Origin of the sequence: Pseudoclavibacter sp. 8L (assembly GCF_902506465.1) — a bacterium.
GTDB lineage: Bacteria > Actinomycetota > Actinomycetes > Actinomycetales > Microbacteriaceae > Pseudoclavibacter.
Genome location: NZ_LR733185.1, coordinates 377966 through 390383, shown reverse-complemented (window position 1 = coordinate 390383; position 12418 = coordinate 377966). Strand labels below are relative to the sequence as shown.

General features: G+C 69.8%; 11 protein-coding genes. 8 read left to right on the top strand and 3 right to left on the bottom strand.

Features of this window, described 5'->3' with window-relative positions:
- Positions 1-38: 38 nt before the first annotated feature.
- Positions 39-2225, bottom strand: a complete 2187-nt coding sequence (gene helR / locus GV007_RS01805; protein ID WP_201297539.1) for an RNA polymerase recycling motor ATPase HelR — start codon at positions 2223-2225, stop codon at positions 39-41.
- A gap of 52 nt (positions 2226-2277) precedes the next feature.
- Positions 2278-3408, bottom strand: coding sequence for an FUSC family protein (locus GV007_RS01800; protein WP_160070741.1), 1131 nt, complete (start codon positions 3406-3408; stop codon positions 2278-2280).
- A 221-nt stretch (positions 3409-3629) separates the two neighbouring features.
- Between GV007_RS01800 and GV007_RS01795 the strand changes: the two genes are divergently transcribed.
- The 8 genes from GV007_RS01795 (at position 3630) to GV007_RS01760 (ending at position 11640) form a co-directional block, all read left to right on the top strand.
- On the top strand, positions 3630-4643 hold the full coding sequence (locus tag GV007_RS01795; protein WP_236558245.1) for a siderophore ABC transporter substrate-binding protein: 1014 nt from the start codon (positions 3630-3632) through the stop codon (positions 4641-4643).
- A gap of 178 nt (positions 4644-4821) precedes the next feature.
- The gene (locus GV007_RS01790; RefSeq protein WP_160070740.1) at positions 4822-5835 is read left to right on the top strand and encodes an ABC transporter permease; all 1014 of its coding nucleotides are present in this window, start codon (positions 4822-4824) and stop codon (positions 5833-5835) included.
- Positions 5828-6877 (top strand): iron chelate uptake ABC transporter family permease subunit, encoded by a 1050-nt coding sequence (locus GV007_RS01785; RefSeq protein ID WP_160070739.1) that lies wholly within the window; start codon positions 5828-5830, stop codon positions 6875-6877. The genes GV007_RS01790 and GV007_RS01785 overlap by 8 nt, the downstream gene beginning before the upstream one ends.
- Positions 6874-7632, top strand: a complete 759-nt coding sequence (locus tag GV007_RS01780; protein ID WP_160070738.1) for an iron ABC transporter ATP-binding protein — start codon at positions 6874-6876, stop codon at positions 7630-7632. Before GV007_RS01785 ends, GV007_RS01780 begins: the two co-directional genes overlap by 4 nt.
- 55 nt (positions 7633-7687) lie before the next feature.
- Positions 7688-8632 (top strand): ABC transporter substrate-binding protein, encoded by a 945-nt coding sequence (locus GV007_RS01775; protein WP_160070737.1) that lies wholly within the window; start codon positions 7688-7690, stop codon positions 8630-8632.
- The gene (locus tag GV007_RS01770; protein WP_160070736.1) at positions 8629-9675 is read left to right on the top strand and encodes a FecCD family ABC transporter permease; all 1047 of its coding nucleotides are present in this window, start codon (positions 8629-8631) and stop codon (positions 9673-9675) included. Before GV007_RS01775 ends, GV007_RS01770 begins: the two co-directional genes overlap by 4 nt.
- Positions 9672-10757 carry a FecCD family ABC transporter permease gene (locus GV007_RS01765; RefSeq protein ID WP_160070735.1) on the top strand — a complete coding sequence of 362 codons (1086 nt, stop codon included), beginning with the start codon at positions 9672-9674 and terminating at the stop codon, positions 10755-10757. Before GV007_RS01770 ends, GV007_RS01765 begins: the two co-directional genes overlap by 4 nt.
- Positions 10750-11640, top strand: coding sequence for an ABC transporter ATP-binding protein (locus GV007_RS01760; RefSeq protein WP_160070734.1), 891 nt, complete (start codon positions 10750-10752; stop codon positions 11638-11640). Before GV007_RS01765 ends, GV007_RS01760 begins: the two co-directional genes overlap by 8 nt.
- Here GV007_RS01760 and GV007_RS01755 read toward each other — a convergent pair.
- Entirely contained in the window at positions 11637-12386 is a 750-nt protein-coding gene (locus tag GV007_RS01755; protein WP_160070733.1) for a glutamine amidotransferase, read from the bottom strand. The genes GV007_RS01760 and GV007_RS01755 overlap by 4 nt on opposite strands.
- Positions 12387-12418 lie beyond the last annotated feature (32 nt).

The following is a 12418-nucleotide window of genomic DNA, read 5'->3' as shown; positions in this document are numbered from 1 at the left end:
CTCCGAAGCTGTCGACACCGACGACACGCACCGCAGCGTCAGTCGGTGGTCAGCACCACGAGGCGCTGCGTGGCCCGGGTCATGGCGACGTACCTGTCGACGGCACCCTCGATCCCGGTCCCGAACTGCTCGGGATCGACGAGCACGACCAGGTCGAACTCGAGGCCCTTCGCGGTCTCCGGAGTGAGCGAGCGCACCCGACCCCGGTTGTCGAACTCGACACCGCTCTGGCCATCACCGCCACCGCTCCCGCTCCCGACGGCCGTGATGACGCAGGCGATTCCCTCGAGGTTCTCCTCCAGCCACGCATCCAGCACCTGCTGGAGGTCAGCGGCCGATCCGTGCACGACGGGCAGTCCGCTGCTGCGCACCGACACCGGCACGTTGGCATCCGGGAGCGCCGCCAGGATGACAGGCGCAGCCTCGGCCATGACCTCCTCCGGCGTGCGGTAGTTGATCGTGAGCTGCGCCACCTCGACCTTCGGCAGCCCGATGCCTTGCAGACGCTCCTCCCACGTCTCCCGGAATCCGTGCCTCGCCTGCGCCCGGTCGCCGACGACCGTGAAGCTGCGCGAGGGGCACCGCGCAAGCAGCATCGCCCACTCGGCATCGGTGAGCTCCTGCGCCTCATCGATCACCACGTGCGCGAAGGGGCCAGCAAGCTCGTCGAAGTCGACCGGCGGCAGGGAATCCTCGTCGATGAGCGAATGCTGCGCATCCTCGACCCGGAGCATCGTGACGACACCCTCGCCGTCGTCGTCGCCCTCGATGAGGTTGTCGACCACGTGCGACATGTTCTCCTGCTGCGACACCAGCGCCTCGGCCCGGCGTGCCCGCTGCCGGAACTCGTTCGGGTCGCCCGTGAGTCGCCGTGCCGCGTCGATGAGCGGGAGATCCGAGACAGTCCACGAGCGAGCGTCGGCGCGCTGCAGCGCCCGAACCTGCTCAGCGTTCAGCTCAGGGGCGCACCACTGCAGGTACGCCGGCACCGACCAGAGGTCGGCGATCACGGAAGCCGGGTCGAGCAGCGGCCACGCCTTCGCGAACGCGGCCCGCAACCGCTCATCACGCACCAGCGACGCCCTCACCGCGTGCTCGGAAGCCTGCGGCGTGCGCTTGTCGACGAGCAGCCGCAGCACTTCCTCCCACACCTGCTCACGAGCCTCGTTGTGCGTGAGCCCAGGCTCGTAAGCCACGAACGCCTCCGCCCAGTCGCGCGCATCCAGGGTCAGCTCCTGCGAGTCCGTCGTCGTCACCGAGAACGGCGCCCGCGGCGGACGCTGGTGGTACCGAACCGCCTTGCCGACAGCTCGCACCAGGTCGAGCGACGACTTCAGCCGGGCAACGGATGCATCAGCCTCTTCCCGCGCGTCGGCTCCCTCCGGGAGCAGATCGCGGAGCGTGCACAGCTGCACGCTGTCCTCGCCGAGGCTCGGCAGCACATTCGCCACATAGTTCAGGTACGGGCGACTCGGGCCCACGAACAGCACCCCGCCGCGCCCCTGCTTGAAGCGGGGGTCCGAGTACAGCAGGAACGCCGTGCGGTGCAGCGCCACAACCGTCTTGCCGGTGCCGGGCCCGCCATCCACAACCAGCGCACCCCGCGAAGGGGCGCGGATGATCGCGTCCTGATCGGCCTGGATCGTGCCGAGCACGTCCCGCATCTCCCCCGACCTCGCCGTCCCGAGACTCGCGATGAACGACGATTGGTCGTCCAGCGCCACACGGCCGACGAGATCCCCGGGCACGAACACCTCATCCCAGTAGTCGACGACCCGCTCCACGTTCCAGCGGTACCGGCGGCGGCTCGCCAGGCCGAGCGGATTCGCGTGCGTCGCCGCGAAGAACGGCTCAGCCGCCGGCACACGCCAGTCGATGAGCAGTCGACGCCCGGCCTCATCCGCGAGCCCGAACCGGCCGACGTACACATCGGGCGAACCATCCGCCGGCGTCATCCGCCCCAAGCACGCATCGACCCCGAAGCGCTCCAGGCCACGCAGCTGCCGCGACAGGCGATGGATCTCCGTATCCCGATCAAGCGCCTGCTGCCCCGCGCCGCCCTCCGTCAGCCGCAGCTCGTCCAGCCGCGCCGCGAGCTCGCCCTTCTGCAGGGCCAGCGCCTCAGCGACCGAAGCGAACTGCTCAGCATCAGCACCCACCAGTTCCGGGTCGGACTTGAACGAGAGGTGGGGCGGGAGGGCAAAGACTTCAGCAGGAGATGTCACGATCGCTCATTCTGGTGCCTCGACGGGGTCTTGCGGCAAGCCCCCTGGTGATTTATAACTTGGAAGAGGCAGGCAGGCGCTCGAGAACCACCGCGATCGCCACCGCGACAGCCACCCCGATGAGCGTCTCCACACCCCGCTCGAGCAGCAGCTGCCCAGCCGAGACATCCCCCGCGAGGCGCCCCATGACAAGCACAAGCGGCGTCAGGAACAGCAGCCCCAGCGTGTAGTTGCGCACGATGAACAGCTCGACTCCACCCTGCAGGGCGATCACCAGCAGCACCACAACCAGGCCGCTCGGCTCGAACGCCATCAGCACCGCCGCCACCCCGAGGCCGAGCACCGTCCCCACAAGCCGATGCGTCGCCCGCAGCACCCGATGGAACCCCGTCGCCGCCGACAGACCCGCGATCGCGGACACCATCGCCCAATACGGATGCCCGATGCCGATCAGCAGTGGAATCGCCCCAGCCACCAGCGTGCCGACCGCGAACATCCACGCGCGCCCCATCGGCGTCGACCTCGCAGGTCGAACCGACCTGATCGATCCCGTCGACGGCGAGCCCCCAGCAGAGGCCCCCGAGACAGCTGGCCCAGGAGCCTGAGCAGGAGCAGCGGCTTCACCGGCGGCAGCGCGCGCCGCTCGGCCCCTGTCCACGAGCTCCCCGACCGCGCCGAACGCGAGCCCGAGAAGCAGCGACCACACGGCCGTCACAACGGCCACGCCGAGACCGCGCAGCAGCACCGCCCCGTCCACCGCGAGCGCCGCGATCGCGGCGAGGGCGAAGATCTGGAACATGGGGCCGGGAGGTGCCCATCGCACCCGGTCGCCGAGGAGGGACATGAGGAAGGCCCACGCGGCGGCGACGGGCAGCACGAGCAGGCCGCGCTCTGGCGACAGCGAGACGAGTGCCCCCACCCCGACGGACACGAGCAGCGCTCCCGCCGCGATCGACTGCAGTCGGAGGCGAGCGAACACGCCCAGCCCTCGTCCGTAGACGCTCGTGAAGGCCCCGAACACGGCGAAGATCGCCAGCTCCATGGATCCGGTCGCCCACAGGAGCACCAATGGCGCCCCGATCGCCAGTGCAACCCGCAGTGCCACCCAATGGTCGCGGCGGTAGGGCCCCATCGTCACAAGGTCGCGCCAGCCAGGAATCAGCTCGTGTCGGGAAAAAGGCATTGCGCCATTATCTCCCCGCCCGGGGACTTCTCCCCGTCTCCCGCCCCTGACCACGACTCCGAACTTAAGATAGGCTAGCCTTACTCAAAGCCGAGTCGTGTTGGACGTTCAACGCGACGCGCAGGCTTGGCCCGTCCGCCCCCAAAGCGCCCGTGCGGCCCCTGCAACGGCTCCACTCTCTGTGCGCGCAGCACAGCACATCCCCGAACAGAGGATCCGCCATGCCCGAAACGCTCACGATTCCCATGAGGCGCACGGCCGCCCGCATCCAGGGCGCCGGACTGCTCGCCATCTCCGCGCTCCTCCTCGCCGGATGCGCCCCAGCCGCCACCGGGGCCGCACCCGAGGAGACCACTGCTGCCGCATCCGGAACCGTCACCATCACCGACAACCACGGTGAGATCGAGGTTCCCGTCAACCCCGAGCGCGTCATCGCCCTCGACAACACGACGTTCCAGACCCTCAGCGACTGGGGCATCAACGTCGTCGCAGCCCCCAAGCCGCTCATGGAGAGCGTCTGGCCCGACCTCGCCGGCGGCGACGAGGTGCTCGACGTCGGCCTCCACCGCGAGCCAGACCTCGAGGCCGTCATCGAAGCCGAGCCCGACCTCATCATCGGCGGCTACCGCTTCCAGGACTACTACGAGGACCTCAAGGACATCCAGCCCAAGACCATCGAGATCAACCCCCGCGACGGCGAGGAGGCCACGAGCGAGCTGAAGCGCCAGGTCGAGATCCTCGGCCAGATCTTCGACAAGGAAGCGGAAGCCGCCGAGACGGTCGCGGCGTTCGACACCGCCATCGCCGATGCCAAGAGCGCCTACAACGGCACCGACACGGTCGTCGGCCTCATCACCTCCGGCGGCGAGATCGCCTACGCAGCACCAGGCGAGGGACGCGGCGTCGGCCAGCTCTTCCCCACGATCGGCCTCACCCCCGCCATCGACCAGGCCGCTGAAGACGCCTCCCACGGCGACGACATCAGCGTCGAGGCCATCGCCCAGGCCAACCCCGAGTGGATGATCGTGCTCGACCGCGACGCCGGCACCGGCGAAGAGGGCGCTACGGCAGCAGCCGAGCTGATCGCCGGCGCCGAGGCCCTGCAGAACGTGCCAGCCGTGCAGAAGAACCAGATCGTCTACCTCGACCCGACCTTCTACCTCGACGAGGGCATCCAGGCCTACACGGGCCTGTACACGGACGTCGCCGCGGCGTTCTCCGGCGCGAGCAGCTAGCCACGCTCCGGGGCTCGTGCCCCGCCGCTGCCCTGGCGCCCTCGTGGCGCCCGGGAGGCGGGGCACGAACCGGACCCGGGCATCCCGGGGTCTCCCGCCGCGTAAGCCGCGCAAACCGCAACAACCGCACGGCACCCTCCGCACGACCCCTCCGCACGTCACCCACGACAGCGAGCGAATGACAGCAACAGCCCCACCCCCAGCAGCGCCGGCGCCCCGAGCCGCGCCGAAGCCGCACGTGCCGCTCCTCAACCGGCGAGGGGCGCTCCCCATCGGTATCCTCACCGTCGCCGGTCTCGCCGTCCTGTCGCTCTTCGTCGGCGCCTACGACATCGCCGGCAACGAGTTCGGCGGCGAGATGATCTGGATCTCCCGGGTTCCCCGCACCGTCTCGCTCGTGCTCGCGGGCTGCGCGATGAGCGTCTCCGGCCTCATCCTGCAGCTGCTCACCCAGAACCGCTTCGTGGAACCCACGACAACCGGCACCACCGAGTGGTCAGCCCTCGGCCTGCTCGTGAGCTACATCGTCGCCCCAGCGGCCGGCCTCACGACCCGCATGGTCATGGCAAGCGTCTCCGCCTTCATCGGCACCATGGTGTTCCTCGCCGTGCTGCGCCGCGTCGCACTCCGCTCCGCCCTCATCGTGCCGCTCATCGGCATCATGCTCGGCGCCGTCGTCTCCGCCTTCACGACCTGGCTCGCCATCGAGACGAACTACCTGCAGATGCTCGGCACCTGGTTCATGGGCAGCTTCACGAGCGTCGTCCGCGGCCGCTACGAGGTGCTGTGGATCGTCGCCATCATCGTCGTCATCGCGTACTTCGTCGCCGACCGCTTCACCGTCGCGGGCCTCGGCAAGGACATCGCCACGAACTTCGGGCTCAACTACACCCTCATCATGTTCATCGGCACGGCCCTCGTCGCCATCGCCACCGGAGTCACCACCGTCGTGGTCGGCTTCCTGCCCTTCCTCGGGCTCATCGTGCCGAACCTCGTCTCCATGGCGCGCGGCGACAACCTCAGATCGAACCTGCCCTGGGTGTGCGTGCTCGGCGTCGGCATCATCATCGTCTGCGACATCATCGGCCGCGTCATCCGCATGCCCTTCGAGCTGCCCGTCTCCATGATCCTCGGCATGGTCGGCGCCGCCGTCTTCATCACCCTCCTCCTCCGGATGCGCCGCAATGGCTGAGACCGTGCCCCGCTTCCCGAGATCCACGTCCCGTCGCATCGGCGACCAGGTCAGCGACGCCAGCCGCCCCGCGACGGCGCCCCGACTCTGGCTGCGCTTCAGCATCCTCGCCGCCCTCGTCATCCTCGCCGCCGTCGGCGTCCTCACCTACGACATCGCCATGGAACCCGGCAGCCGCGGCTTCTGGCTCGCCGTGAACCTGCGCGTCGTGACCGTCGCGACCGTCATCGTCGTCGCCGCGTGCCAGGCCGTCGCGACCGTGCTCTTCCACACCGCGACCGGCAACCGCATCCTCACCCCCTCGATCATGGGGTTCGACGCGATCTACGTCGTCTTCCAGACCGCGCTCGTGTTCTTCCTCGGCGGCGCCGCCCTCGCCTCCACCGACGGCCTGCCCAAGGTGTTCCTGCAGAGCTTCCTCATGGTGGGCTTCGCGACGCTGCTCTACACGTGGCTGTTCTCCGGCAAGCGCGGCAACCTGCACATCATGCTGCTCATCGGCGTCGTCTTCGGGGTGGGCTTCGGCTCGCTCTCCACGTTCATGCAGCGCCTCCTCACCCCGAGCGAGTTCGACGTGCTCTCCGCGAAGCTCTTCGGCAACCTCAGCAACTCGAACCCCGAGTACCTGCCGTGGGCTGCGCTCATCATCGCGGTCGTGCTCGCCTTCATCTGGCGCACCCGGAACACCCTCGACGTGCTCGCCCTCGGCCGGGACACCGCCGTCAACCTCGGTGTCGCCTACAAGCGCAAGGTCACGGTGCTGCTCATCCTGACGGCCGTGCTCATCTCCATCTCGACAACCCTCGTCGGCCCCATGACGTTCTTCGGGTTCATCGTCGCGACCCTCGCCTACCAGCTGACGGGTTCCTCCCTGCACAAGCACGTCATCCCCTTCGCGATGCTGCTCGGCATGCTGACGCTGCTCGGCGGCTACTTCGTGCTGCGCCACGTGTTCTACGCGGCCGGTTCCCTCTCGGTCATCATCGAGTTCGTCGGCGGCCTGTTCTTCATTGTCTACCTCCTCCGAAAGGGTGCGCTGTGATCTCGCTCTCGAACGTCACCAAGACCTACGGCAAGACCACCGTGCTCGGTCCCGTGACCCTCGACATCCCAGCTGGCGGCATCACGGCGCTCGTCGGGCCGAACGGCGCAGGCAAGTCGACGCTCCTCACGATCGTCGGCAGGCTCACGGATGCGAGCACCGGCACCGTCACCGTCGGCGGACACGACGTCACGAAGGCCAGAAGCCGCGACCTCGCGAAGGTCGTCTCGATCCTCCGCCAGGAGAACCACTTCGTCACCCGGCTCACGGTGCGCGAGCTCGTCGGCTTCGGCCGCTTCCCCCACTCTCAGGGGCGCCTCACCGCCGACGACAAGGTGCACATCGACCGGGCCATCGAGTTCCTCGACCTGGCAGCTCTCGAGCACCGCTACCTCGATCAGCTCTCCGGCGGGCAGCGCCAGCGCGCCTACGTCGCCATGGTGCTCGCCCAGGACACCGACTACATCCTCCTCGACGAGCCCCTCAACAACCTCGACATGAAGCACGCCGTCGCCATGATGGGCCAGCTGCGCCGCGCCGCCGACGAGCTCGGGAAGACGTTTGTCATCGTCATCCACGACATCAACTTCGCGGCCGCCTACGCCGACAACATCGTCGCCCTCACCGACGGCCAGCTCGCGCACTCCGGCAGCCCGAGCGAGCTCATGACCACCGAGACGCTCGAGCAGGTCTTCGGCACCCCCATCCAGGTGCGAGACGACGGCGACTACCCGCTCGCCGTCTACTACCGGTAGGCACTCGGTGGCAGCGCATCCCCCTCCCCATCCCACCCCACGGAAGTCGTTCACCATGCACACACGCACCACACGCAGAGCCGCAACGCTCATCGCCTCGGCAGCCCTCACCGGCCTGCTGCTCGCCGGCTGCTCGGCCGGAGCCGCGGACACCCCGACCGCAGGAGACGCGGAGGGCACCGCATCCGGCACCCGGTCCGTCGAGCACGCCCGGGGCACGGCCGAAGTCCCCGCCGACCCGCAGCGCGTCGTCGTCCTCGAACCCGTCGAGCTCGACACTGCCGTGGCCCTCGGCGTCACCCCCGTCGGGGCCGCAGTCGCGAGCAACGTCGCCGGCGTGCCCGAGTACCTGGGCGTTGACGGAGTCGAGCCCGTCGGTACGGTGCCGGAGCCCGACCTCGAAGCCATCGCCGCCCTCAAGCCCGACCTCATCCTCGGAACGGAGTCGCGGCACTCGAAGCTCTACGAGCAGCTCGGAGCCATCGCGCCCACCGTCTTCATGGCGAGCCAGGCCGACCCGTGGCAGGAGAACGTCCTCCTCATCGGCGAAGCCCTCGGGCAGCAGGACGAAGCACAGGAGCTGCTGACCGGCTTCAACAACCGCTGCGAGGAGATCAAGACCGAGTTCGGCGTCGACGGCAAGACCGCCAACCTCATCCGCCCCCGTGACGAGACGACGCTCAGCCTCTACGGCCCGACCTCGTTCGCCGGCGGCGCGCTCGAATGCGCCGGCCTCACCATCCCCGAGCAGGAATGGGAAGACGGACTCCAGGCCGACCTCTCCCCCGAGAACATCCTCGACGCCAAGGCCGACTATGTGTTCGTGACGACCACCGACGTCGACGACGCATCGGCCGTCCCCGCCGCGATCACCCAGAACGCCGCCGAGTTCCCCTCGGTGACCCTCGTCGACACCAGCTACTGGGTGTCCGGCGTCGGCCCCAAGGGCGGCGCGCTTGTGCTCGACGACATCGAGCGCTTCCTCGAAACCCAGCGGTGACGCTCCTCCACACCGATCGCACCCCGGCTCGACTCAGGGCGGGGTCAGGAGCGCGCGCAACCACCGGCGCGCTCGTGCTCCTCGCCCTGCTCGTGACCGCAGTTGCACTCTCCCTCATGCTCGGCTCCAACGCGCTCCCGCCGCACGTCGTGCTCGACGTGCTGCGGGGTGGCGGGTCCTCCGAAGCGCGCTACGTCGTCGCCGAGCTCCGGGTGCCGCGCACGGTCACGGGCATCGTCGTCGGCGTCGCCCTCGGTGTCGCCGGAGCGCTCATCCAGGCCTTCACCCGCAACCCGCTCGCCGACCCGGGCATCCTCGGCGTCAATGCAGGGGCCGCATTCGCGATCGCCATCGGGGTGGCGTTCCTCGGCCTCCGAGACATCTCGTCGTTCGTGTGGCTCGGCTTCCTCGGCGCCCTCATCGTGACCGTCGCCGTGTACCTCATCGGCTCCTCCGGCCGGGGCCCCGCCGACCCCATCCGCCTCACCCTGGCAGGGGTGGCCCTCGGCGCCGTGTTCTCGGGGATGACCACCGGCATGACCCTCAGCAACCCGGATGCCTTCGAGCAGATGCGGTCCTGGAACGCGGGCTCGCTGCTCGGCCGCGGCTTCGACGTCCTGCTGCCCGTGCTCCCCTTCATCGCGCTCGCAGTGCTCGGCGCCCTCCTGCTCACCCCCGGGCTCAACGCCCTCGCCCTCGGGGAGGACGTGGCCCGCTCCCAGGGCGCCAACGTCGGCGCGATCCGGATCGGCGTCATCCTCGCCGTCACCGTGCTCGCGGGAACCGCGACCGCGCTGGCCGGCCCCATCTCGTTCATCGGCCTCATGGTGCCGCACGTCGCACGGTGGCTGTTCGGCGTCGACCAGCGTGTCATCCTCGTCATCTCCGTGGTCCTCGCCCCCGTCATCGTGCTCCTCTCGGACGTGCTCGGCCGCGTCCTCATCGCGCCCGCCGAGATCCCCGTCGGGATCGTCACGGCATTCGTCGGAGCCCCGATCCTCATCGCCCTCGCCAGGCAGCGGAAGGCGAGCACCCTCTCGTGACCGCGACCCGCACCCCTACCCCCACCGAGGACCGCCTCGAGCCCGTCGACCTCGGCTACCGGCAGCTCCGCCTCGGGGCCGGCCCCATCGCCGTCACCGTCCGCCTGCGCAGCGCCATCGTCGGTGCGGCCGCGGCCGCGGCCGTGCTGGTCCTCGGCATCCTGGGCCTAGGGCTCGGCACGTATCCGCTCAGCCCCGATGCCGTCGTCCGCGCCCTGCTCGGCGGCGGCGACGCACTCGACCGCACCGTCGTCTACGAGTGGCGACTCGCCCGGGTCATCGCGGCCATCACCCTCGGCGCCTTCCTCGCCGTCGCCGGCGCCCTCTTCCAGACGGTCACGAGGAACCCGCTCGCGAGCCCCGACATCCTCGGCCTCTCCAACGGCGCCTTCACGGGCATGCTCGTGAGCGTCGTCGTGTTCTCCGCATCCTGGCCGCTCATGACCGCCGGTGCGGTGATCGGCGGCCTCCTCACCGCCCTCGTGATCTGGGCGTTCGCGCATCGCGGCGGCGCGCAGGGGTTCCGCCTCATCGTGATCGGCATCGGCGTCTCGGCCATGCTCGCCTCCGCGAACACGTGGATGCTGCTCGAGGTCGAGCTCGAGACCGCCATGTTCGCCTCCGCGTGGGGCGCCGGCACCCTCAACGGCGTGACCGGCCCGCCCCTCGCCGGCGCGATCGTCTGCGGCATCCCGCTGTTCGCCGTGCTGCTCTTCCTCGCCCCGCAGCTGCGTCAGCTCGACCTCGGCGACGACGTGGCAGCCGCGACCGGTGCCAGGCCGCAGCTCGTCCGCGCGCTTGTCCTGCTCGCCGCGGTCGGCCTCGTGTCGATGTCGACGGCCGTCATCGGCCCCGTCGCCTTCATCGCCCTGGCGGCTCCCCAGATCGCGCGTCGCATGGCGCGCACCCCGTACCTGTCGCTGCCGCTCGCAGCCCTGGTCGGTGCTCTGCTCCTCCTCGCCTCCGACCTCATCGCCCAGCACGTCCTTCCCGTCACACTGCCGGTCGGGGTCGTGACGGTCTCCGTCGGCGGCCTCTACCTCGTCGTCACCATCGTCCAGGAGATCCGCCGCCGTGCCTGAGCACCAGCCACCACCCACCGCCCGCACGCCCCGAGAGCGCGCCACGCTCCCCGCCTCGTCGCGCCTCGTCGCCGAGGACATCACCCTCGGCTACGACGGCAGACCGATCATCGAGCACCTGAGCGCCGAGATCCCCGACGGCTCCTTCACCGTCATCATCGGCCCGAACGCGTGCGGAAAGTCCACCCTGCTCCGCGGCCTGTCCCGACTGCTCGCGCCGGACTCCGGCCGGGTCGTGCTGGACGGGAAGGCCATCACGAGCATGCGGGCGAAGGACGTCGCCCGTCGCCTCGGCCTGCTGCCGCAGTCGGCCCTGGCTCCGGATGGCATCACCGTCGCCGACCTCGTCGGCCGCGGCAGGTTCGCGCACCAGCGTCTCCTGCGCCAATGGTCCGAGTCCGACGAGCGAGCGGTCCGCGATGCCCTCGACGCGACAGGCACCCTGCAGTTGGCGTCGAGACGCGTCGACGAGCTCTCCGGCGGCCAGCGCCAGCGGGTCTGGGTCGCGATGGTCCTCGCGCAGGAGACCGAGCTCCTCCTGCTCGACGAGCCGACGACGTTCCTCGACATCGCGCACCAGGTCGAGCTCATGGAGCTCTTCGCGCACCTCAACCGGCAGGGCCGCACGATCGTCGCCGTGCTGCACGACCTCAACCACGCCGCGCGCTACGCCGATCACATCATCGCGATGCGCGACGGGCGCATCCTCGCCTCCGGCACACCCCGCGACGTCGTGACGAGCGAGCGGGTCGAGGAGATCTACGGCCTGCCGAACGTCGTCATCGAAGACCCCATCACGGGCGGGCCGCTTGTCGTGCCGCGCGGGATGCCCCACCCTCGTCCCACGGAAAGCGCACGGGCGGGCGCGGGCTCCCCGGCCTAGTTCCCGCTGGCTTCGTTCCCGCCGTCTTCGTCCCCGCCGGCGGCAACGGGATCGAGCGCGTCGAGCCAGCCACCGACGACTGTCCGCGCGGCGGCCGTGAGTCGTGGCGTGATCGCGAGCGCATCCGCCCGGATCTCCCGCGGATCGAGCTTGTGAATCGCCAGCTCGTAGGCGTTCGCGATGAGCCAGGTCTCGACCATCCGCGGGTCGACCTCGAGGTGGAACTGCAGGCCGAGCAGGTTCCGGCCCGCGGCGAACGCCTGGTTCGGGAAGCCGGGGGTCTCGGCGAGTCGCTCGGCTCCCGCGGGGATCTCGAACTGGTCGCCGTGCCAGTGCAGCACCGGCACGTCAGCGAGGCCGCCCAACACCGAAGCTGCCCCATCCGGGGTCAGCGTGAGCGGCGAGAAGCCGATCTCGACTCGCCCCGTCGGCGCGACCGCCGCACCCATGGCTGCCGCCATGAGCTGTGCCCCGAGGCACACGCCCAGCGTGGGCCGGTCTGCTTCGACGCGAGCCCTGATGGCGGCGATCTCGGGAGTCAGGAACGGGTATCGCTCCGCATCCCCCACCCCGATCGGCCCGCCGAGCACCACGACGAGGTCGGCATCGACGAGCAGCTCGGCAGTGATCTCGTCCTGCCCGGCCTCGAGGTAGCGGATGCCGTAGCCGCGCTCAGTGAGCACGTCACGAAGCAGCCCGAGGTCCTCGAAGACGACGTGGCGGACGACCAGAGCGGTGAGAGACACGGCGGACTCCTTCGGGTTGGGTGCGACTCGAG